General features: G+C 43.1%; 23 protein-coding genes. All 23 read right to left on the bottom strand.

Annotation, left to right across the window (positions count from 1 at the left end; genetic code table 11):
• Window positions 1-42 precede the first annotated feature (42 nt).
• The 23 genes from OKX00_RS09225 to gpr all read right to left on the bottom strand — a co-directional run bounded on the left by OKX00_RS09225 (window position 43) and on the right by gpr (window position 23347).
• Entirely contained in the window at window positions 43-450 is a 408-nt protein-coding gene (locus OKX00_RS09225; RefSeq protein WP_322114356.1) for a diacylglycerol kinase family protein, read from the bottom strand.
• Window positions 416-886, bottom strand: coding sequence for an rRNA maturation RNase YbeY (ybeY, locus tag OKX00_RS09220; RefSeq protein ID WP_265410193.1), 471 nt, complete (start codon window positions 884-886; stop codon window positions 416-418). Before ybeY ends, OKX00_RS09225 begins: the two co-directional genes overlap by 35 nt.
• A complete protein-coding gene (locus OKX00_RS09215; RefSeq protein WP_265410192.1) occupies window positions 886-3024 on the bottom strand; it encodes an HD family phosphohydrolase in 2139 nt (712 codons plus the stop codon). Before OKX00_RS09215 ends, ybeY begins: the two co-directional genes overlap by 1 nt.
• A gap of 349 nt (window positions 3025-3373) precedes the next feature.
• Window positions 3374-4336, bottom strand: coding sequence for a PhoH family protein (locus OKX00_RS09210; protein WP_053357836.1), 963 nt, complete (start codon window positions 4334-4336; stop codon window positions 3374-3376).
• Between the two features lie 5 nt (window positions 4337-4341).
• Window positions 4342-5535 carry a sporulation protein YqfD gene (gene yqfD, locus OKX00_RS09205; protein ID WP_053357835.1) on the bottom strand — a complete coding sequence of 398 codons (1194 nt, stop codon included), beginning with the start codon at window positions 5533-5535 and terminating at the stop codon, window positions 4342-4344.
• Window positions 5536-5556: 21 nt separating this feature from the next.
• Complete coding sequence (yqfC, locus tag OKX00_RS09200) at window positions 5557-5841, bottom strand: sporulation protein YqfC (protein WP_053357834.1); 285 nt, start codon at window positions 5839-5841, stop codon at window positions 5557-5559.
• A gap of 101 nt (window positions 5842-5942) precedes the next feature.
• The gene (locus OKX00_RS09195; RefSeq protein ID WP_265410191.1) at window positions 5943-6344 is read right to left on the bottom strand and encodes a hypothetical protein; all 402 of its coding nucleotides are present in this window, start codon (window positions 6342-6344) and stop codon (window positions 5943-5945) included.
• 3 nt (window positions 6345-6347) lie between these two features.
• Window positions 6348-7355: a flotillin-like protein FloA gene (gene floA / locus OKX00_RS09190; RefSeq protein ID WP_053357832.1), complete on the bottom strand. Its 1008-nt coding sequence runs from the start codon at window positions 7353-7355 to the stop codon at window positions 6348-6350.
• Window positions 7356-8690 carry an NfeD family protein gene (locus tag OKX00_RS09185; protein WP_265410190.1) on the bottom strand — a complete coding sequence of 445 codons (1335 nt, stop codon included), beginning with the start codon at window positions 8688-8690 and terminating at the stop codon, window positions 7356-7358.
• Window positions 8691-8875: 185 nt separating this feature from the next.
• Window positions 8876-9319, bottom strand: a complete 444-nt coding sequence (locus OKX00_RS09180; RefSeq protein ID WP_053357830.1) for a GatB/YqeY domain-containing protein — start codon at window positions 9317-9319, stop codon at window positions 8876-8878.
• A 14-nt stretch (window positions 9320-9333) separates the two neighbouring features.
• Complete coding sequence (rpsU, locus tag OKX00_RS09175) at window positions 9334-9507, bottom strand: 30S ribosomal protein S21 (RefSeq protein WP_007202240.1); 174 nt, start codon at window positions 9505-9507, stop codon at window positions 9334-9336.
• A 115-nt stretch (window positions 9508-9622) separates the two neighbouring features.
• On the bottom strand, window positions 9623-10288 hold the full coding sequence (gene deoC, locus OKX00_RS09170; protein WP_265410509.1) for a deoxyribose-phosphate aldolase: 666 nt from the start codon (window positions 10286-10288) through the stop codon (window positions 9623-9625).
• A gap of 133 nt (window positions 10289-10421) precedes the next feature.
• Window positions 10422-11774 carry a tRNA (N(6)-L-threonylcarbamoyladenosine(37)-C(2))-methylthiotransferase MtaB gene (gene mtaB, locus OKX00_RS09165; RefSeq protein WP_053357829.1) on the bottom strand — a complete coding sequence of 451 codons (1353 nt, stop codon included), beginning with the start codon at window positions 11772-11774 and terminating at the stop codon, window positions 10422-10424.
• Window positions 11775-11779: 5 nt separating this feature from the next.
• A complete protein-coding gene (locus OKX00_RS09160; RefSeq protein WP_265410189.1) occupies window positions 11780-12532 on the bottom strand; it encodes a 16S rRNA (uracil(1498)-N(3))-methyltransferase in 753 nt (250 codons plus the stop codon).
• Between the two features lie 3 nt (window positions 12533-12535).
• Entirely contained in the window at window positions 12536-13495 is a 960-nt protein-coding gene (gene prmA, locus OKX00_RS09155; protein WP_265410188.1) for a 50S ribosomal protein L11 methyltransferase, read from the bottom strand.
• A 27-nt stretch (window positions 13496-13522) separates the two neighbouring features.
• Window positions 13523-14647, bottom strand: a complete 1125-nt coding sequence (gene dnaJ / locus OKX00_RS09150; RefSeq protein ID WP_265410187.1) for a molecular chaperone DnaJ — start codon at window positions 14645-14647, stop codon at window positions 13523-13525.
• Between the two features lie 348 nt (window positions 14648-14995).
• Window positions 14996-16825 carry a molecular chaperone DnaK gene (gene dnaK, locus OKX00_RS09145; RefSeq protein WP_265410186.1) on the bottom strand — a complete coding sequence of 610 codons (1830 nt, stop codon included), beginning with the start codon at window positions 16823-16825 and terminating at the stop codon, window positions 14996-14998.
• A gap of 44 nt (window positions 16826-16869) precedes the next feature.
• On the bottom strand, window positions 16870-17451 hold the full coding sequence (gene grpE, locus OKX00_RS09140; protein ID WP_265410185.1) for a nucleotide exchange factor GrpE: 582 nt from the start codon (window positions 17449-17451) through the stop codon (window positions 16870-16872).
• A gap of 40 nt (window positions 17452-17491) precedes the next feature.
• Window positions 17492-18514: a heat-inducible transcriptional repressor HrcA gene (hrcA, locus tag OKX00_RS09135; protein WP_265410184.1), complete on the bottom strand. Its 1023-nt coding sequence runs from the start codon at window positions 18512-18514 to the stop codon at window positions 17492-17494.
• Window positions 18515-18603: 89 nt separating this feature from the next.
• Window positions 18604-19743: a radical SAM family heme chaperone HemW gene (gene hemW / locus OKX00_RS09130; RefSeq protein WP_265410183.1), complete on the bottom strand. Its 1140-nt coding sequence runs from the start codon at window positions 19741-19743 to the stop codon at window positions 18604-18606.
• Between the two features lie 87 nt (window positions 19744-19830).
• Window positions 19831-21654: a translation elongation factor 4 gene (gene lepA / locus OKX00_RS09125; RefSeq protein WP_062234847.1), complete on the bottom strand. Its 1824-nt coding sequence runs from the start codon at window positions 21652-21654 to the stop codon at window positions 19831-19833.
• A 163-nt stretch (window positions 21655-21817) separates the two neighbouring features.
• Complete coding sequence (locus OKX00_RS09120; protein ID WP_265410508.1) at window positions 21818-22102, bottom strand: DUF3679 domain-containing protein; 285 nt, start codon at window positions 22100-22102, stop codon at window positions 21818-21820.
• Between the two features lie 129 nt (window positions 22103-22231).
• Entirely contained in the window at window positions 22232-23347 is a 1116-nt protein-coding gene (gene gpr, locus OKX00_RS09115) for a GPR endopeptidase (protein ID WP_265410182.1), read from the bottom strand.
• Window positions 23348-23446: the final 99 nt, after the last annotated feature.

Here is a 23446-nt window from a genome sequence, read left to right as displayed (position 1 = left end):
ACCTTTCAACACCAGCCTTGACTCAATTCAAGCGGCTGATATCTAAGAGAAATAGTGTAAGGCAGGTTTTAAAAATAGCAGTAATCCGATTATAACAGCAATCACCGAAAAAACCAAAACTGCACCCGCCGCCATATCTTTGGCCTGCTTTGCTAACGGGTGGTAATCATTCGTGACCAAATCGACGAGGCGTTCAAGTGCCGTATTTACGATTTCAAGACAGATCACATTCCCAATGACAATCAGCAGAATGGAAAACCTCTCAGCTGAAAATTCAAGGACATAGGCCACCAGTAAAACGATACAACTCACAGCGAGATGAATTTTAATATTCTGCTCACCTTTAACTGCAGCCTTAATTCCTTCCCAGGCATATCCAAAACTTCTAACAAATCTGCGGGCTGATGGCCGCATCTTATCTGGTGAGACCGTATTCGTTAAGAATTTCATCTTGCCTGCTAAACATTTTCTTTTCTTCTTGTTCGTTCAGGTGATCATAGCCCAAGAGGTGAAGAAAACCATGAACGGTCAAAAAGCCAAGTTCTCTCAAGAATGAGTGTCCGTATTCTTCTGCCTGATTTTTAGCAATCTCTGCTGATATAATAATGTCACCAAGAATTCTCGGTAAATCATCTCCAGTGATTTCTAGTTCTCCCTCACCCATTTCTTCCATCGCAAAAGAGATCACATCTGTTGGCGTATCTTTGTCCCGATATTGTTTGTTGATCTCATGGATCCGCTCGTTTGTTACAAAGGTAACAGAAAGCTCAGTCTCATCGGGAATGTCTTCCATGACCGCTGCCTGATTTAAAAGGTTCGTTAACTCCTCGATCTGAGCTGGGGAGATTTGTTCGGTTTCGTCTGTAAAATCAATGTGTAAGCTCATTATAAGTCCACCTTCTTTTTAATTTGCTGCTCAGGATATTCAATTCTTGAATGAAAAATCCCGTTCAATGTTTCACTGAGTGTCTTTGCTACCGTATTTAATTCTTTAAATGTAAGATCACATTCATCAAACTGCCCGTCTTCAAGTCGTTCAGTAATAATCTTGCGGATAATGGCTTCAATTTTAACCGGTGTCGGTTTGGAGAGGGAACGGACAGCTGCTTCCACACCGTCTGCAATTCCTACTACCGCGGCTTCTCTGGATTGAGCTTTCGGACCAGGATACCTGAAATCGGTTTCCTGGATCTCGGCATCACTCAGTTCAACTGCCTTGTGGTAGAAATATTGAAGCAGGGATGTCCCGTGATGCTGTTCAGCTATATCAATAATTTCTCCAGGCAGCTTATATTCTTTCAACATTTCTGCTCCGTCATACGGATGGGCAATAATGATGGTCTTACTAAGCTGCGGTGTCAGTTTATCATGCGGATTCTCCATATTCATCTGGTTCTCAATAAAGAAATGAGGCCTTTTCGTTTTGCCGAGATCATGATAGTAAGATCCTACTCTGGCAAGAAGGCCGTTAGCTCCTATGGATTCACAGCCAGCTTCTGAAAGGTTGGCCACCATGACAGAATGATGATAAGTGCCAGGAGCTTCAATCAATAGTTTCCTTAACAGCGGGTGATTAGGGTTCGAAAGCTCGATCAGCCGTGTCGTAGATAAGATGCCGAACCAGGATTCAAAAACCGGCATCAGCCCCAAAGCTAGTACAGATGCCAGGCATCCGGATAAAAAGCCAAATCCGATTTCCACCCCAATCTGTACAGGAGAGTACTTTCCATTTTGAAGCAACAGAATGATCAATATGGATAAAATATTGGTAAATGAAACAAGAACACCAGCCTTTAATATTCTTGATTTTAAATGCCGTTTTCCCAGATAAATGATTCCTGCCACACAGCCGAGCAATACGTAGATGCCAAGTGGAAAATTAAATGTTCCGGTAGATCCTTCATTAAAAATAAGTGTCGCGCAAACTGCAAATAGTACACTGGAAAGAATAGCTGTAAATTCGTTGAGCAGCATTTTAATCATCATAGCTCCTGCAGCGATCGGAACCACAAAAAAGATTCCTGTGATCTCCAGTTTATCAATGAAGCTTGTCAGTTTCATTACGATCAAGGAAAACGTGATCAGGATGACATACAGCAGCATCTGTTTTTTTTGCAGAGGCGCCGTAGCTTTTAAAGATTCTTTAATAAAATAATACAGGCCTATGACTAAAATAAGAACAAAAAGTAAAAGTCCTAAATACGGATATATCGCAACTTCCTTATCAAGAAGCCCTACCAGCTTAAGCTGCCTGAATTTTTCAGGAGTCACAACGTCTCCCTCTCTGACGATGATCTCTCCTTCTTTAATCTCGACCGGTTCCGCTTCATCGATCGCTTTTTGTTTCGCCAATTTCGTTTTATCAACGTCCAGCAGAAAATTAGAGATGATATTGCTTCGGGTCAGTTCAACAACAGCATTTTTTAAAGAACTCGAAAAATTTGAATTCTGCTGTATTTTATCTTCTGCCCTGTCACGGAAAAACTCGATCTGATCGACCCTGATCTTATTTTTAAGCGTGTCGTTGATCACTGAGCTTGCAAGGTCTCTGCCGGTTCTGAGTTCAGACGGAGAGGCATTAAACAGGGCAGTATACGCTTCGGGAGAGATCTGGTCGTTTCCAACCATCCCCTTGATCTGATCTATTTTCTGGTCAAGTGTCAGTGGGTCTTTATCTTTTTTATTCTTGCTCTCCGCTTCGTTGATCTTTTCGATAGCCTTAAAGATTTCATTGGACTTTTCCGCCTGTTTCAGCGGACTTTCTTCATCATAGGAATAAATATTCTCTACTTTGTCCGCTGCATCGTTTTGCTTTTTCAGCGTTTCTTCTTTCATCTCAATCGTGATCGGTGATTGGATATCACGCGGGGAAATGGAGTACGGCCCAACATCCACCGTATCAGGGGTTACATTGCTGAGCAAGCTGGCGTAGATAATAAGAGCCAGCAGTCCAAACATAAAAAAATTCCATTTATTATGCAGTCCCTTTTTTATTCTCAAACGTTTTTTGATCTGATTCGTCAACTCGTACCATCCCCCGCCTGTCTCTCCTTTTGCTATCTTCATATTAACAAAAACTGGACATAGAGGATAGCAAAGAAAAAGAATAAAAAATTCAGCATACATAGAAGTGGTGTCCAGCTCCGGCGCATTAAGCTGAAAACGTTTTTCCTGTTTTCAGCATGGGTCCTCGTTAGATGAAAAGTAAGATCTTCTTTTCATCTTAGTCGTCTTCACTCTTACTTCTCAACACAAAGGAGTGTTGTTGTGTAAGTGTTCCAGCCCTTGTCGGACCTTAGCAGGGTGCTGACGCTTTTCTTCACAAAAAAAGAAAAAGCATTCAGGTTTTCTTTCAAAAACCCTCAAGCTTTTTCTACTTCTCTGTCTTTTCGTATGCTGAAATAATTCGTTGAACAAGCGGGTGCCTTACTACATCCAGCTGCTTTAAGAATATAAATTGAATGCCCGGCACACCATTGAGCGTCCGTTCAGCGATTTTAAGGCCTGATTCTTTTCCTTTCGGAAGATCGATTTGTGTCAGATCCCCCGTGATGACCATCTTAGAGCCGAAACCAAGACGGGTTAAAAACATTTTCATTTGTTCTGGCGATGTATTCTGTGCTTCATCTAAAATGACAAAGCATTCATCCAGCGTCCGTCCCCTCATATAGGCAAGCGGAGCTATTTCGATCGTGCCTCGTTCCAGCAGCCGTTCCGTATGCTCCATCCCAAGAAGATCATGAAGTGCATCATACAAAGGGCGAAGATATGGATCGACCTTTTCTTTTAAGTCACCCGGCAGGAATCCTAAGCTTTCGCCCGCTTCAACCGCCGGCCGTGTAAGAACTATCTTTTTTATTTTTCCTTCTTTTAGAGCAGCAACAGCCATAACAACGGCTAAGTAAGTTTTACCCGTACCTGCTGGACCGATTCCAAAAACGAGGTCTCCTTTTTTCATCGCAGATACGTAATGGCGCTGACCGAGTGTCTTTACCCTGATTGGTTTACCTTTGACGTTGGTTGTAATCTCCTGCTGATACAATTCGGTGATCTCTTCAAGCATCCCCCGTTCAGAAAGCTGAACAGCATAAACAATGTCTCTTTCTGAAATATGGATCCCTTTACGGATAAGGTTTAGAAGTACGATTAAGACATCCTCCACTTTCTGAACCGTGTCGGATGTTCCACTGACAGAAATATCTTCACCTCTAGTGACAATCGTGACTTCAAGCTTATCTTCAATTATCTTCAGAAAAGCATCGTTAGGTCCGAAAAGCGCTTGGGCTTCCCCTTGATTTTCTAGTTGTAATCGCTGTAATTTAATGGGTTCTGACAAACTACTCAGTCTCCTTGTTGGATAAGTATAGGTTGTTCAGATGCAATATTTTCAATTACCTGGTAGTGCATCGATAAATTAACTTTACCATTAGATACTGACTGGCGCAAAATTTTCTCTTCTTTTATCTGAGCATCATGAGCAAGCAGTTTTCTCACTTCTTTTTTTGCCATGGCCCTGCCTGCTTGCACAGCTTCTTCCTTCGTATAGACCCTTTTTACACCATCTGTTTCCCTGATCACTTTTTTAATATATGAGACTGGGAGCGTCCATTTCCAAAACTTCAGAGGTGTTTCGTTTTCACTGACATCTTTGGTTTTATATTCCCCGTCTTTCCATCCCCAAATCGGGATCCTGAGACCAAAAAGGCGGAGTTTATGCTGTGTCACAGTGTTGCCTGTATACGTCTGAAATTTCGTTGCAAGCGGGATGGTCACATTGGTCGTATACCACGTTTCACCAAGGACTACTCCTTTTGCAGGGACAAGCTTGGTTTTTCCTTCTTTACCGATATATCCAGAGACAAGAAGAGCCCCTTTATAAACAAATTGATGCGGAGCCACAACAGGTTGTCCCTTTTCAACGAACATGTCATAGATCACAGCATCTTTTTTTGCCACTAAATGTCTTGGTGATAGAGCTTCTTTCCGCTTTGGGATCTCTTTTTCCACCACTTGAAAGTTATAGGTTGTCCCATTAAGGCTTACTCCGATCCACGTCACATTATCCATGGCGTTCGTCAGCTGCTGCTGAAGCTGCCTGACATTCGGCAGGAGAAAGATAAATTTCCCTTTCTTAATGCCCAGTTCTTTTGCTGCTTTTAGCAACTGGTATTCTGTTTTAGGATTTGCTCCTGTCACATTAATATTCCAAACCATGTTAGATAATAGGAATAGAATGACTAAAAAGCCTGCAAGACCTAAGATAAGGCCGTTTCTCCTCCACATTCTGGCTGCCCAGAACGGCAAACCGTTCTTTTCTATAAAACGAATTTTGCACCCTGTCTGTTTTAAGAGGGGCCTGAAACCCTTAATATTCTTAGTATAAAGATAAGCAGTTACGGCGTTCTCATTCGTCCGCCTAATGTTCCATATCGAGATATTTTGAGCGAGACATTCGTTAATAAAGTCTTCGATGTTTTCTCCCCGTATTTCAACTTTCACATAACTGTTTATAGGTTCCAGCCAGTCCTTTTTCATAACAGCCTCCTGTCCACAGGTTTACGTGGCTTTGTCATAATAAACTCCATCTATGCTGCCCTCAAGCAGAATTTCTTCCGGCAATATCGTTTTAATTACAAAATCCTGGCCCTTGATCACGAGGTTGCCCTGCTTCAAGCGGAGTTTTAATTCCTCTTTTGAAAAAGCTATGACTCCCCTGTGATTTTCTATATAAATATGTAACTGGCCAATCATTGTAATACGGGGCAAATCCATCATGGCATCCGCAGGGAGATCCAATTTTTCCACAAGCCACTTTGTTACCTGCTGTCTCCACTTTGCCATCCGCAACACCCCTCTCATCTCATTTTTATGAAGACGTGGGATAAACTATCACACCTAAATGAAAAAAGACCGCCAAATCTGGCAGTCCTTTTCGTCTAATCTTATTTTTTTCTTCCGTGCAGTGGATTGATGGCCCTTGGTTTTCCCAATACCTCTGACCAGATGATACCTTGCACAATGTTCTCTTTTTTTACTTTAACTGTAAAGATCTCATTGCTTCTGTCTTTATAACGGTTACTCTTAAGAGGTTCTATTGTAAAGGTTTCCTGAGCACTTCTTCTGGCTTGCTGGTAGGTCGCTTCAGACAGCGGAGGCGCTTTTTCCTTTGATTCTTTCGTCTCAGGATGAGAAAACGTGCTGGCACTTCTTTGCGGCTTGGCCGTGCGCTTTGGAGGGGCTGAAAACTTCTGCTCCAGTCTTTTTTTGATTAATCCTAACAGCCCGACAACCACAAAGATTAAAAAAGGGATCAGGTCACCAATGGCATCCAGGATATGATCCATCGGTTATTTTCCTTTTTTTCCTGGAAGTTCATCGTCACCATTCGGATCTGCAGATTTTCCGATGGACTCCCGCATCGAAGTATCAGCCATCACATTTGTTAAGTTGGCATAATCAAGAACTCCAAGCTTTCCGGAACGAAGCGCTTCAGCCATAGCTAACGGAACTTCAGCTTCAGCTTCCACTACTTTCGCTCGCATCTCCTGTACTTTCGCGATCATTTCCTGTTCGTTTGCAACCGCCATCGCTCTTCTCTCTTCAGCTTTTGCCTGTGCTATATTCTTGTCGGCGAGAGCCTGATCTGTCTGCAGTGCAGCACCTATATTTTTGCCGATGTCAATATCCGCAATATCGATGGATAAAATTTCAAATGCAGTGCCTGAGTCCAGACCTTTTGAAAGAACAGTCTGTGAGATCGTATCAGGGTTCTCCAGCACTTTCTTATGATTTTCACTTGAACCAATGGTGGATACAATCCCTTCACCGACCCTTGCAATAACCGTTTCCTCACCCGCACCGCCGACGAGCCGTTCGATGTTGGCTCTTACGGTAATTCTAGCCTTCGCTTTCACTTCAATCCCATTGAGCGCTACACCGGCAATGAACGGAGTTTCGATGACCTTCGGATTAACACTCATCTGAACCGCTTCTAGTACATCCCTCCCAGCCAGATCAATAGCTGCCGACCGTTCAAAGCTCAGTTCGATATCCGCCCTGTGCGCTGCTATTAAGGCGTTTACAACACGGTCCACATTTCCCCCTGCCAGGTAGTGGCTTTCCAGCTGATTCGTCGTTAAGTTAAGCCCTGCTTTCTGAGCCTTGATCAGCGGATTGATTACTCTTGAAGGGATAACCCTTCTTAATCTCATTCCAATCAATGTAAAGATGCCAACCCGCACACCTGCAGCCAGTGCAGAAATCCAAAGAGCGACTGGAACAAAGGTAAACAACACGGCCAAGACGATAACGATGACTCCTATTAGAACCAGTGTAGCAATAGGTCCTGTAAACATTTACATTCCTCCTTCATGATGATCTTTCACTTCTCTTACTACAATTCTTGAACCTTGAACTTTTACAATCTTAATCCGCTTTCCTTTTTGAATGAAAGACCCTTCAGTCACAACATCCAAGTATTCTCCATCCAGTTCTGCTGTTCCGGACGGCCTAAGCGGGGTAATAGACTCTGCAATCCTTCCGGTTAAATCATGCCTCTGCCTGCTTGAAACATAGCCTTTCTCGGTACTCGTGCTGTCGAACAAAACAAGTTTTCGGAGCGGGCCTTTGTATCCGAAGAATTTAAGGAACAAGAATGCTCCAATGATTGTCACGAGTATGGCGATGGCGATTGAGGTTACAATGGTGGTTAATGACCCTGCAGCCATGACCAGGCTGGCAATCACCGCAGTCAGCCCTAATATCCCCAAAATACCGCCCGGAACAAAAACTTCAAGCAACAGAAAAATGATTCCTAAAATAAATAAGATAATCGATTCCCATCCCGCTAGCCCTGCAAGAAGGTGTCCGAAAAAGTATAGAAACATTGAAGAAAGCCCAATGATTCCAGCTACGCCAAAACCAGCTGTGAACAGCTCGATAACCATTCCGAGGAAGCCAATCGAGAGCAAGATCGGAACAACGACCGGACTGGTAACAAACCGGGCAACCCTTTCCGCTAAACTTAAATCTTCTTGTGTGACAGAAGCATCATCCAGTTTTAAATAAGAAAGCAATTCAGAACGGTCTTTTACAATCTTTTCTGCATAGCCGACTTTAACCGCCTGATTAGCAGTCAATGTTAATAATTCTCCTTTTTTTAGGCCGAGCTCTTTTAACTCCATATCATCATCAGCCATCGCACGAGCGTACTTTGGATTTCGGTTATTTAACTCTGCTGCTGCTTCCATTTCTGCGATCCATGCTGATTCTGCTTTTTTTCCAGCTGTATTCCCGCGCGAGTCTATAACAGCTGCTGAACCTATCGTTGTGGAGGGTTTCATCACAATTTCATCTGCATTCAATGCAATATAAGCTCCTGCAGAAAAGGCATCCTTCACTATGTATGCTGTAGTAGGTATCTTCGTATCTCTTATCACTTCAGCGATGTTATTTGCTGAATCCACCCTTCCCCCAGGCGTATTGATTTCAAAAATGATATGGTCTGCCCCTGCACTTTCTGCGTCTTTAATACTGCGTTTTAAAAACGCTTCCAGTCCTCTCTCAATTTCCTGCTGAACAGGGATAACGTACACCTTTTTTCCGCTTCCCTCACCGCTTACAGGTTGAATTGAAACCATCAGAGGGATCATGAATAACGCAAGAAAAAATACGAATCGGACTTTTTTCACTATTAGCCCCCCCTTTTGTTCCCTCTTTAATGATTACGCTTGACGAGTGAAAAAGTTTCAAATATTGGAAAGAACTCATATTTATTTTACAGGATGTACTCTTGTAGGACCAGAACTTCTCCAGCTTTTAACGCATGCAAAAAGACGCCCTCAAGGCTAGAAACCTTTCAGACGTCTGTTCGAGTTTAAGATAAATTTTGTTGGACAAGGCGATTGACAAGAGCACCATCGGCTTTGCCTTTAACTTTTGGCATTACCGCTCCCATCACTTTCCCCATATCTGCTTTAGATACAGCTCCAACTTGTTCAATTGCTGCCAGGACGATGTCTTTAACTTCTTCTTCACTTAACTGTTCCGGCATGTAATCCGTAATGATGACAATTTCGTCTTTCAACGCATCCGCCAAGTCATTACGGCCGGCTTTTTCAAATTCTTGGAGGGAGTCTTTTCTTTGTTTCATTTCACGTGCAAGAACAGTGAGCTCTTCTTCTTCATTCAGGTCGTGCCCGAGCTTGATTGACTCGTTTTGAAGAGATGCCTTCAACATACGAATCACAGAAAGCTTTTGCTTGTTTTTGTCCTTCATCGCTTGTTTCATATCCTGGTTTAATCGATCAAGAAGACTCATAACTTACACCTCTCTTAGAACTTGCGCTTTCTTGCTGCCTCAGCCTTCTTCTTACGTTTCACGCTTGGCTTTTCATAATGCTTGCGCTTTTTAACTTCTGCCAAAGTTCCATCTTTGGAAACGGATCTTTTAAAACGACGAAGAGCATCATCAATGGATTCGTTCTTGCGAACACGAGTTTCTGCCATTTTCTTTCCCTCCCTCCAGACCATTCCGGCATGAAAACCATGTCAGGAATGCGTCACATATCTTTTGCCATTATAATATACCAATCGGTAATGGTCAATAAGAAACCGCTTAGTTTTAATAATCAGAATTGGAATCTTCGCCTTTTACAATGGCAATCCCAGCACTTGCACCAATTCTTGATGCACCTGCTTCAACCATAGCCAGTGTGGTCTCTCTGTCGCGTACACCGCCTGAAGCCTTTACACCGATATTAGGACCGACTGTTTTGCGCATTAATTGAATATCTTCAGCTGTAGCCCCTGCAGAAGAAAAACCAGTCGAAGTCTTCACAAAATTAATTCCTGCTTTAACAGCAATTTCACACGCTTTAATTTTTTCTTCATCCGTAAGGAGCGATGTTTCGATAATTGCCTTAGTTAAGGCCTTTCCTTTCGCTGCTTCAACCACAGCCCGTACATCCCGCTCTACAAGATCATAATCCTGCCCTTTTAAAGCTCCAATATTGATGACCATGTCCACTTCGGTCGCACCATTTTCAATGGCATTTCTCGTTTCAAACGCCTTTACTTCCGGCGTGCTCGCTCCAAGTGGAAAGCCGATCACTGTACAGACAGCTACATCTGATCCTTTAAGCTGTTCAAAGGCTGTATACACCCAGGTTGGATTAACACAGACAGAGAAGAAATTATATTCTTTTGCTTCTGAACAAAGTTTCAGAATATCTTCCTTTGTTGTTTCAGGTTTTAATGCTGTGTGGTCAATTAATTTTGCAAGATCCATAGCAGACATCTTCTATCATCCCTTCAGACATTAGTACATTCTTATATATTTTACCAAAACTTCTCTACAAATTCGAGATAGTTGTGATTAAGCAAAAGAAAGCCCGGTTTCCCGGACTTTACGATTGTGAATTTTATAGGTTAACGATTTGTTTTGATGACTGGTCCTCTATCACTTTAACAAATTGTCCATCACTATATGGATAGCCTGCTTTTTCGATTTTTACCAGCACCTGTTTTCCGATCATTTCTTCATTCGCAGGGAATCTAACCTTCAAATAGTTAGGTGTATACCCTACATATAGGCCTGTACCGGCTTCTTCCTTGTACGCTTCTTCAGGGATTACTTCTACCACTTCCCCTTCGTAGTCGGATGCATACTCTTTTGCCAGCTGGTCAGAAAGCTCAATCAACCGATGGACGCGTTCGTTCTTAATATCTTCAGGAATCTGATCATCCATTCTTGCCGCCGGAGTGCCTGTCCGTTTTGAATATGGAAAGACATGAAGTTCTGAAAATTTATGATCACGGATGAAATTGTACGTTTCCATAAATTCTTCTTCTGTTTCGCCTGGAAACCCTACAATAACATCTGATGTGATAGCCAGGCCAGGCAAAGCTTTTTTAAGCTGCGTGATCCGATCTGCAAACAGCTCCATCGTATATTTTCTTCGCATTCTTTGCAGCACAGTATTAGAGCCTGACTGCAGTGGAATATGAAGGTGAGGAACGATTTTATCGGAACGATCCATTACTTCAATAACCTCATCAGTAATTTGGCTAGCTTCAATGGATGATATTCGAAGACGCTTTAATCCATCCACTTTTTCATCCAATTCAGAAAGAAGCATGGCAAAATTGTAGTCCTTTAAATCTTCTCCATAGCCGGCAGTATGAATGCCTGTCAGGACGATTTCTTTATATCCTGCATCAACAAGCTGCTGCGCCTGATGGACGACTTCCTTTGAATCCCGGGAACGCAGAAGGCCACGAGCCCATGGGATAATGCAGAACGTACAGAAATTGTTGCATCCTTCCTGAATCTTGAGTGACGCACGAGTACGGTCAGTAAAGGACGGAACATCAAGCTCCTCATAGACGCGTGCTTTCATAATGTTGCTGACCCCGTTTATCGGAAGACGTTCTTCTTTATATTGAGCTATATAAAGAAGCATTTTAGATCGATCCTGTGTTCCTACAACAATATCCACTCCAGGAATCGCCATAATTTCGGCAGGCGAAGTCTGGGCATAGCACCCTGTAACACAGATCACAGCGTCGGGATTTTTTCGGATCGCACGGCGGATGACCTGCCTGCTTTTTTTATCGCCTGTATTCGTAACAGTACATGTATTGATTACATAAACGTCAGCTGCCTGCTCGAACTCCTTGCGTTCGTAGCCATCACCTTGAAACAGCTGCCAGATTGCTTCTGTTTCATAATGGTTTACTTTACAGCCTAATGTATGAAAAGCCACTGATGGCATTTCAATCACCTCATTAATTCAAAATGGTAAGATATTGCGGAAAGTATATAAGAGCTTGCCGTTTCCGTACGGAGTATCCTTGGTCCCAGCCCGCATGGGATAAAGCCGGCTTCTTTTAACTCATCAACTTCCTGCTCGCTCAAACCGCCCTCTGGGCCGATGGCACACAGGATGGAAGTACCTGGAGCCATTTGGTTAAAAAGCTCAGAAAGACGCTTGGTCTCCCCTATTTTAGCCTCTTCTTCATAGGCAACGATCTTATAGTCAAATTCCGCGGCTTGTTTTAATAAAGACTTAAAAGAAACTGGAGATAAAATGTCGGGTATACGGCTTCGATGCGATTGCTCTGCAGCTTCTTTTGCAATCTTCTCCAGCCGATGTGTTTTTTTCTGCCCTTTCTTTTCATCCCATTTAACAATACACCTCGAAGAAGAAAAAGGCAAAAAGGCCTTAGCACCCAGTTCTGTACCTTTTTGGACGATGGTTTCAAGTTTGTCCCCTTTTGGAATTCCCTGGGCAATGGTAACCCGTATTGGACTCTCTTTACTCTCCTGAATAGACTCTATAATGCTGGTCTGTACGGTATCACGATCGATTTCCGTTATTTCGCAAAGCGCCACTCTGCCTTGATTATCAGAACAGATGACATGGTCGCCGATTTCCATTCTCATCACCTTAACAATATGGTTAGCGTCGTCTCCGATAATGGTCACGGAAGAATCATTCATCTCTGCAGATGAGACAAAGTATCTCTGCATGGGTTAAACCTCTTTCGCAAATGGTCCATCATTTCGTGCAATGATGGCTACCCAGTCTTCCATCTCTAAAATTTCAACAATTGAAAAACCGCTGCGTTTCAATTCTTCCTTCACATCATTCTTTTTCCCTTGAATGATGCCTGATGTAATAAATAAACCGCCTTTTTTAAGTACCCTTGCCGCATCTGGGACAAATCGCAAAATAATTTCCGCGAGCAGATTTCCTGCAATTAAATCAACAGGACCTTCAATTCCGTTCAACAGATTATTTTGTTTTACAGTAACAGAATCGGCTACTTTATTTAATTTTACATTAAGCCTGGCACTCGCAACTGCTACATCATCCAGATCATATGCCTGAACATGCTTTGCTCCCAAGTGGGCCGCAGCGATACTTAAAACTCCGGATCCTGTTCCAACATCAATGACTTCATCATCTTTTTGCAGGTATTTCTCGATCGCCTGCAGACACATGACAGTCGTTGGGTGGGTTCCGGTACCAAATGCCATCCCCGGATCTAGTTCGATGATGACTTCATCAGAGCTAACCGGCTTATAGTCTTCCCATGTCGGCGTAATGGTTATTTTTTCAGAGATCTTAACGGGCTTGTAATATTTCTTCCAAGCCGTTGCCCATTCTTCTTCATTTACTTCACTGATCGTAACCTTATTATGTCCAAGGTCAATATCGTAGGCCATGAGATTATTGATAGCTTCTTTAATCTCATCAACCGTTTCCCCGAGAAAGCTGGTCACAGGCAGATAGGCCTTAACAATAACTCCCTCATCAGGATAATCATTAGGATCGAGTTGATAGATTTCCCCATAAACGGATGCTCTCTCTTTTACTAAATCTTCCGGGTCCTCAATGACGACTCCGCTTGCACCTGCTTCGTGTAGAATGTTTGAGATTGGTTCAACCGCTTCCTGGGTAGTGTGAATGCTAATTTCTGACCATTTCAATTCTATCAACTCCATTCCTATGATCCTTTACTCGCCTTTAAAGGCTCTTTTCACTTTATCAAAAAATGATTCTTCATGTTCATCAGGCACATCGCCGCCGATTTCAGCAAAATCACGGAGCAGCTGTTTCTGTTTCTCAGATAATTTCGTAGGAGTCAAAACTTTTACCTGGATATGCTGATCACCCTGGCCTCTTCCCCTTACGTTTTGAACTCCTTTGCCTCTTAGGCGGAAATGAGTTCCGGTCTGCGTTCCTGCTGGAATCTTAAGCTTGATCCGGCCATGCAGGGTAGGGACTTCAATTTCGTCACCTAATGCGGCCTGAGCATAGGTAATGGGCATTTCACAGAAAATGTCGTCTCCGTCTCTCTCAAAGAACTCGTGAGGAAGCACCCTGAAGACAACATAAAGGTCGCCGGCTGGACCGCCGTTCACTCCTGGTTCTCCATGCCCTGAAAGACGGATCTGCTGTCCATTGTCCACTCCCGCAGGAATCTTAACTTTGACTTTCTTTGTAGTGGTTACCTTCCCTTTTCCGTGGCATGTTCCGCATTTTTCTTTTATAAGCTTGCCTGTTCCGCTGCAATATTGGCACACACGTTTATTGACAATCCTGCCAAACGGTGTGTTTTGTTCAACATTCAGCTGGCCCGTTCCTTTACAATGGGTACAATTTTCCGGATGGGTACCCGGTTTAGCACCTGAACCGTGGCATGTTCCGCACGTTTCTTCTTTAGGAATTTCAATTTCGGTTTCTTTTCCGAAAACAGCTTCTTCAAATTTCAAGTTCATATTATACTGCAGATCGGATCCCTGGCGAGGAGCGTTTGGATTTCTTCTTCCACCACCGCCGCCGCCAAAGAACATATCAAATATGTCTCCAAAACCGCCAAAGTCGGCTCCAGCTCCTCCAAAACCGCCGAAACCCTGGTTTGGATCGGTATGCCCGAATTGGTCATATTGGGCTTTTTTCTGTGGATCCTTTAAGGTATCGTACGCTTCACGGACTTCTTTAAACTTTTCAGCTGCATCCGCTTCCTTGTTAACATCCGGATGGTATTGCTTCGTCAATTTCCGGTAAGCTTTTTTTATTTCATCGCTGGATGCGTTTTTATCCAGTCCTAGCACTTCATAGTAATCTCGTTTACTCATAGAAATCCCACTCCCGAATCTTCACATAAAAATTATCTTACCATTGTTCCTTTTCTTTTTTCAAGAAAGATCTTTAAATATGTGAAGGGTTATTTAGAAAAGCGCAAGCGCCCTGATAGGTCCGACAAGCACTGGAATTCTTACACAGCAACACGCTTTTTGTGTTGAGGGGTAAGAGTGAAGCGACCAAAGACGAATTGTTTAATTCGTCCTCGAGGACCTATGACGAAAATTGCAATTCATTTTCGTACTAGGCGCTGGAGCTAGACATTACATCTTAAAACGGAAAAAAAGTCAAAGCCAAGATGCTCGCCTGACTTTGACTTTTTCCTCACTGAAAATCAGTTATTATTTCTTTTCGTCGTCGTTCATTTCTTCGTATTCAGCATCGACTACGTTGTCATCGGTTTTTTTCTCGCCTTGTTCTTGGCCTTGAGCTTGCTGTGCTTGTGCAGCCTGCTCATAAAGCTTGACAGAAAGCTGCTGAACGATCTCGTTCAAAGCGTCTTTCGCTGTTTTAATTGCTTCGATATCTTGGCCTTCAAGCGCTTTTTTAAGCTCTTCTTTCGCGTCATTTGCTTTTGTTACTTCAGCTTCTTCCACTTTTCCTTCAAGATCCTTCAATGTCTTGTCAGTAGCAAAGATCAACTGATCAGCTTCGTTTCGAAGATCAATTTCTTCACGTTTCTTTTTATCTGCTTCAGCGTTTTCTTCCGCATCTTTTACCATTTTTTCGATCTCATCATCTGATAGGCCAGAAGAAGATTTAATCGTAATGGATTGTTCTTTGTTCGTTCCAAGGTCTTTGGCACGAACATTTACGATTCCGTTTGAATCGATATCAAATGATACTTCGATTTGCGGAACTCCGCGCGGTGCTGGAGGAATATCCGTAAGCTGGAAGCGGCCCAATGTTTTATTGTGAGCAGCCATTTCACGCTCACCTTGCAGTACGTGAATGTCTACAGATGGCTGATTGTCTGCTGCTGTTGAGAACACTTGAGACTTCGTTGTAGGGATAGCCGTATTTCGGTCAATAAGCTTCGTAAATACGCCGCCAAGTGTTTCAATTCCTAGAGAAAGTGGAGTTACGTCAACAAGAACAACATCTTTAACGTCTCCTGTGATAACACCGCCTTGAATCGCTGCACCAAGTGCAACTACTTCATCAGGGTTAACCCCTTTAAACGGATCTTTACCAGTAAACTTCTTGATCGCTTCTTGTACAGCAGGAATACGTGTAGAACCACCGACTAAGATGACTTTGTCGATATCGTTTGGAGAGAATCCTGCATCATTAAGCGCCTGACGAGTTGGCCCCATCGTGCGTTCAACAAGGTCAGATGAAAGCTCTTCAAATTTCGCACGGGTCATGGAAACCTCTAAGTGTTTAGGTCCTGTAGCATCTGCTGTGATGAACGGAAGAGAAATTTGAGTTTGTGTAACCCCTGATAATTCCTTTTTCGCTTTTTCTGCAGAATCTTTTAAACGTTGAAGCGCCATTTTGTCTTGAGATAGATCGATGCCGTTCTCTTTTTTGAACTGATCAACAAGATAGTCGATAATGACTTGGTCAAAGTCGTCTCCGCCCAGTTCATTGTCACCAGATGTAGCAATTACATCGAAGTTTCCGTCGCCGATTTCAAGGATGGATACGTCAAATGTACCGCCTCCAAGGTCAAATACTAGAATTTTTTGGTCGTTGTCTTCTTCTAAACCATAAGCTAGTGCAGCTGCTGTAGGTTCGTTAATGATACGTTCAACTTGAAGGCCTGCAATCTGGCCGGCATCTTTTGTTGCCTGGCGTTGTGCATCGTTGAAGTATGCTGGAACCGTTATAACGGCGCGCTCTACTTTTTCTCCAAGGTAGCTCTCAGCATCATTTTTCAATTTTTGAAGAATGATTGCAGAGATTTCTTGAGGAGTATACTCTTTTCCTTCTGCATCCACTTTATGGTTTGTTCCCATATGGCGTTTGATGGAGATGATTGTATTTGGGTTCGTGACAGCCTGACGCTTTGCAACTTCCCCTACTGAACGTTCGCCATCTTTAAAGGCGACAACTGAAGGAGTTGTACGGTTTCCTTCAGGATTAGGGATAACTGTTGCTTCTCCGCCTTCCATAACGGCAACACAAGAGTTTGTTGTACCTAAGTCAATTCCAATAATTTTGCTCATGTTACATACCCTCCACTTTTATATGTAATATTAAGAACTTAATATTACTGATTTACTTTAACCATTGCTGGACGAATGACACGATCCTTAAGTCTGTAGCCCTTTTGCAGGGTTTCAACAACGACATTGGATCCGTATTTTTCATCCTGGACTTGCATAACTGCCTGATGCAGGTTTGGATCAAACGCTGAGCCTTCGGAATCGATCACTTCCAAGCCTTCACTCTTCATGGCCTCAAGCAGCTGGCGGTATACCATCTCCACCCCTTGAAGGACAGAAGCAGCTTGAGCATCCTCAACCTTCACATCCAATGCTCTTTCGAAATTATCAAGAGCAGGCAGCAGCTGTGTCAAAAGGCTCTGTGATTTATATTTTAACTGAGCGGCGTTGTCTTCACGTGTACGCCGCTTAAAGTTTTCAAAGTCAGCCTGTACGCGGAGCAATCGGTTTTCAGTGTCAGCAAGATTGGTTTCAAGCTCTGAAATTCGTTGCTTCTCTTCAGTTGTCTCAGCCGTTTCCCCTTCATTTTCCAAAGGCTCAGAGCCGTCTGTTTGATCAGCTTCCACATACGTTTCAGCGTTTTCCGTTTGTTCAAATTCAGCAGTTTCCTTTTGTTTGTCTTCCATGTTGTCACCTCCCTAAAATAATCGGAGTTTATTGTTATTGTTAGAACCTAGCGTTAAATAAGTTCGTAAACTCTTTGCTGATCGTGTCGAGCAGACCGATTACGCGTTTATATTCCATTCGGGTTGGCCCGATCAAGGAAATCGTGCCGATATGCTTGCCGTGAAACGAATAGGAAGCTTTGATCAGGCTGCAGTTTCTGACAGCTTCTACCTGATTTTCCTGTCCGATCGTTACGGTTATGCCCTCATTATTCGCTGTAAGCAGCTGTTCAATGACCGCCTTTTCCTCCAGGGCGTCCAAAAGAATACGAACTTTTTCTACATCCCTGAATTCAGGCTGATACAGCATTTTGGTTTTACCGCCAAAAAATATCTTATCTTTGTTGCTCCATTTAAAGATATCATCAATAAACAGGGAAGCCTGCCGATGATTCATCAGATGCTTTCTGAAAACAACGTTGAGTTCATCCTGGATTTTTTTGTGAAGTTCAGCGAGAGGCACCCCTGCCAGCTTCTCATTTAAGATATTGAGCAGCTTTTCAATCTCTTCGGGCGCAATTCCTTCGGGCAGGATCACATGCCTGTTTTCAACATGTCCCGTACTCGTCACAAATATAGCAACGGCCTGCTGGGATCCTAAAGGAATCAACTGAATGTGTTTTAATGTCGTTTCAATCGCTTCCGGTCCAAGAATGATTGATGTGTAGTTGGTAAGTTCAGAAAGAATTTTAGCAGATTGTTCAAAAATACGTTCGGTTTCTTCCAATTTCTCGTTGAATAGCGCCTGTATATTAAAAATATCCGCTGTCGAAAGAACCGTGGGGCTCAAAAGGTGATCGACGTAAAAGCGATACCCTTTCTCGGACGGAATCCTGCCTGATGAAGTGTGAGTCTTTTCAAGGAATCCCAAATCCTCCAAGTCCGCCAGCTCATTCCGGATGGTCGCCGGGCTGAAATGGACATCTTCTCTTTTGGAAATGGTCCTTGATCCTACAGGTTCAACATGCTGGATGTAATCATCAATCAGCACTTGAAGTATAAAAAGCTGTCTTTCAGATAACATCCTTTCACCTCCGAGGCTGTTAGCACTCCGAAAGAGCGAGTGCTAAATCTAATATTAAATTACCAAAAGCAACTGAAGATTGTCAACGATTAAACCACACCGATAAATTCCTGAAACACTTCATTCCCTAAAAACGTTCCATCCTTCGTCAGTGATACCCTGTCACCGGACTTTTTAAGCCACCCCTTTGCCAGCAGCTGTTCGATCTGCGGGCCAAATACTTCATACATGGACTTTCCGTACCTTTGTTTAAATCGGGTATCAGATACACCATCCATTTTTCTCAATCCCATAAAAAGTTCTTCCTCCATTTTAGCTGATGGAGCCAGCGTTTCAGAATGAACATAAGGAAAGCCTGTTTCATCGATCAACGACATATATTTCTTCAATGGCCCTGCATTGGCCATTCGTTTGCCATTTACATAGCTATGGGCACCGGCTCCTATGCCAAAGTATTCGTTATTATCCCAGTATTGCAGATTATGCTTGCTTTCATAACCGGGTCTCGCAAAGTTTGAAATTTCATACTGGACATAACCGTGCTTCTCCATCTGTTCCATAAGGACTTCATACATTTGGGCTTCTTCCTCCTGCTCCGGCAGCAGCAAGTCCCCTTTTACCGCACGATTGTAAAACACCGTCTTTTTTTCAAGCTGAAGGGAGTAGGCCGAGAAATGGGGGACGTTTAATGAAAATGCAATTTCGAGCGTTTCTTTTAGCATATCAACGGTTTGAAGGGGCAGTCCGAACATAATATCCAGAGAAATATTCTCGATGCCAACAGCTTTTGCTTCTGAGACTGTTCGAATAACGTCCTTTTTCACATGTGTCCGTCCAAGTTCTTTTAAAAGCTGTTCCTGAAAGGCCTGCACACCAATGCTCAGCCTGTTCACTCCATAGGCCTCCATGATCTCCAGTTTCTTTCGATCCGTTTGTTCCGGATTAGCTTCTACGGTGAATTCATCGAGTTCGTCAAAAGAAAAGTGTCGGTTCACCATCTTAAGAAACGTTTCAAATTGTTCATAATCGAGTGCAGTGGGCGTACCTCCGCCGACAAAGATGGTTTTCATCCTGGAATATGGGGTCTGTCTAACTGTGTTGATCATTTCTTTTTCCATATAGGTTAAATATTCGTTAACGGGCTGTCCTTTTAGGAACACCTTGTTAAAATCGCAATAATGGCAAATGTTCACACAGAACGGGATATGAAAATAAGCCGCTTCTGGCATATGATCCCTGCTTTCTTGTCTAAAATTTGTGAAAGACCGCAAAAATATGCGGTCTCGTCCTGTTGCTTATTTTATTTCGTTGTGGAATTAATCGTTGTCCATTCGCAGTACCGCCATGAAGGCTTCCTGCGGCACCTCGACTCGTCCAATGGTTTTCATGCGCTTCTTACCTTCTTTTTGCTTTTCAAGCAATTTTCTTTTACGGGAAATATCTCCGCCGTAACACTTGGCAAGAACGTTTTTACGAAGTGCTTTAATATTGGACCTTGCAATGATCTTTTGTCCGATTGAGGCTTGAATAGGTACCTCAAACTGCTGGCGAGGAATCAGTTCTTTAAGCTTTTCAACGACTACCTTTCCGCGTTCATAAGCAAAATCTTTATGAACGATGACAGAAAGAGCATCGATTTTTTCTCCGTTTAGCAATATATCCATCTTAACCAGCTTGGAAGGCTTGTAGCCGATCAACTCATAGTCAAGTGAAGCATAGCCTTTCGTGCTCGATTTCAGCTGGTCAAAGAAATCATAGACAATTTCAGAGAGAGGGATTTCGTAAAGCACATTTACCCGGTTATTTTCCAGGTAATCCATCGTCTGGAAAATCCCGCGTTTTTTCTGGCAGATTTCCATGATGGTCCCTACATAATCATTCGGTGTCATAATCGTCGCTTTTACATAAGGTTCTTCTACCTTTTGCAGGAGCTGTGCTTCCGGCATGTTGGCCGGGTTATCAACAATCATCTCTTCACCGTCAGTTAACAAAACATTGTAAATTACACTTGGCGCTGTTGCAATGAGGTCAATGTTAAATTCACGTTCGATCCTCTCCTGAATAATCTCCATGTGAAGCAGCCCCAAGAATCCGCAGCGATAGCCGAACCCGAGTGCTTGAGAGGTCTCAGGTTCATATTGAAGAGCAGAATCATTTAAAACAAGCCGTTCCAATGCCTCGCGCAAATCATTATATTTTGCGTTATCAACTGGATATAATCCGCAATATACCATCGGGTTCATTTTTCGGTACCCAGGCAGCGGTTCGCTGGCTGGTTTGACAGCACTCGTAATGGTATCCCCGACTTGAGTATCGCCTACATTTTTAATGGCAGCAGTCAAGTAGCCTACGTCACCGACTGTTAAGAAATCCTTGTTGACAGCTTTTGGCGTGAACACACCGAGTTCCACTACCTCAAATTCTTTCTCTGTCGCCATCATTTTGATTTTATCGCCGATTTTAACCGTGCCTTCGGTTACACGGATATACGTTACTACTCCCCGGTATGGATCATAAAGCGAGTCGAAAATAAGAGCTTGAAGCGGGCCGTCCGGATCTCCAGATGGCGCTGGCACCTTTTCGACAATCTGTTCCAGTATTTCTTCAATCCCGATCCCAGCTTTCGCTGAAGCTAAAACAGCTTCGGATGCATCAAGCCCGATGATATCTTCAACCTCCTGCCTCACTCTCTCCGGTTCAGCACTCGGAAGGTCGATCTTATTAATGACAGGAAGGATTTCCAGATCATTCTCTAGTGCAAGATAAACATTAGCAAGGGTTTGGGCTTCGATTCCCTGGGCAGCGTCAACAATCAGAAGCGCCCCTTCACAGGCTGCAAGGCTTCTTGATACTTCATACGTGAAGTCAACATGTCCTGGAGTATCAATCAGGTGAAATGTATACACTTCTCCATCTTTAGCTTTGTAGTTTAACTGAACAGCATTCAGCTTTATGGTTATCCCCCGTTCACGTTCAAGGTCCATAGAGTCCAGAAGCTGTTCTTTCATTTCTCTTTGAGTCAAGGCGCTGGTTTTCTCAAGGATCCGGTCAGCCAGCGTTGATTTTCCATGGTCAATATGAGCAATGATGGAAAAATTGCGAATCCTTGATTGCCTGTCCAGTTTTTGTTCTCGATTCATTCATTTCACTCCTACATTTTGCGCAAAGTACACTATTTTAGATTATAGCAATACAAAGACCGTTGTTCAATGCTGAACCAAATGAAAAGTGGAGACGCCTTGAAATGTTCCACTGGATAACAAACATGAAAAAACAGTTATTTTTCTTAAATGAAAATAACTGTCAGCTTAATGATCCAAATATCTGTGAAAGTATTGCGGAGATAAGACCGATGACCGCTCGAAAAAGAGATGAAATGAGAACAGACACTTTCTCACCCAGCGAAGAAAAGAAGTTGAAGGCTTTAGACTCTTCTAATTGTTTCTGTTTCGCTGTTAAATCTTTAGCATCTATTGCAGCCCCCAGTACTTCAGCATCAGTATGTCCCTTGCTTTCCTTTATCGCCAAAGCCTTACCTGTGTCCGAATTGCCTTTTAAATGATTCATCCCTACTGAGGCCCTCTGCATTCCAAGCAGGACACCGAAAAACAATACAGCCGTGATCAGAAAACACTTCAGCATAAATTTACCCACAGGACCCACCCCGTTTACCATTGGTTTCTTTACATCCTATGAAACAGCTTGTCCTTTTATGTGTCAGTGCGTATAGGAAGAACTATTGGATTGGTCAACCTGCCTGTGAAGCGCTGTGTTCAATCCTGCGGCAAGAACATTTGCCATGTCCTCTATAAATGTATCCACCTCTTTTGGCGTTACCATGAGATTATGTCCGATTGGAGAGAGGACCTCCCGAATCAGCATTCTTTTTTCATCTTCATCAAGGGTTCCTATCATTCCCAGGAAGGATTGCCGTTCCGCTTCTGGCGGAAGATCGTCGTCCTTCAGAATTTTCTTTTCCCCAAACGTCATCCATGTTGGTGCGAGAGACTTGGACGGCTTATCCTTTTCTTTGATCTCCCTGCCAAAATGTTTGAGGATATAATCAATGGCATCGCTCGTGATCGTAACGGCATCGACAACGGTAGGAATACCGATCGCGATAACTGGGATACCCAGTGTGTCTTTGCTCAACTCTTTTCTTTTGTTGCCGACACCAGACCCTGGATGGATTCCACTGTCAGAGATTTGAATAGTCGTGTTTACCCGCTCGAGCGATCTCGAAGCCAGAGCATCGATCGCGATCACAAAATCAGGGTTAACTTTTCGAATGACGCCTTCAATAATATCGCTCGTTTCGATCCCTGTTATACCCATGACCCCAGGCGAGATGGCACAGACCGGGCGGAACCCTTCTTCCACATTTTCAGGCGACAGAGCAAATAAATGTTTTGTGATCAATAGATTTTCCACTACGTTGGGTCCTAGAGAATCAGGAGTAACATTCCAGTTTCCAAGACCGACAACCAGGCACGTGTCATCATCCTGAATTCCAAGTTCATTAATAAAGTCTTTAAAGTCACGGGCAAAGACCTCCTGCACCCGTTCCTGAAGCTCCGAATCCTTTTCCCTAATCCCCTGCATCTCGAATGTTAAATATGTACCCGGTTTTTTCCCGGTAGCCTGTGCCCCATTTTCATCTATCTCTACCCTCGTATATTTAATTCCATCATGATCCCGTTCTTTGATGATGATGCCTTTAACAGAGCTCTCCTTCTCCTTCATCTTCTCTTCATTTACCAGCATTTCATGTGCTTCGATCGCTAAGTCTGTCCGAATGGAATAGTTGTTCAGATCCAAATCTTTGTTGTTCATTTTGGCACCGTCCTGTGATAGAGATATATTGTCTCTATTTTTGCCATTAAAAAGCCATTTCATTCTTGTATTGCAATTGAAGAATTAAACTGATAAAAT

This window comes from Fictibacillus sp. KU28468, assembly GCF_026153615.1.
Classification (GTDB): Bacteria; Bacillota; Bacilli; order Bacillales; family Fictibacillaceae; genus Fictibacillus_C; species Fictibacillus_C marinisediminis.
This window is presented reverse-complemented; position numbering and strand designations above follow the sequence as displayed.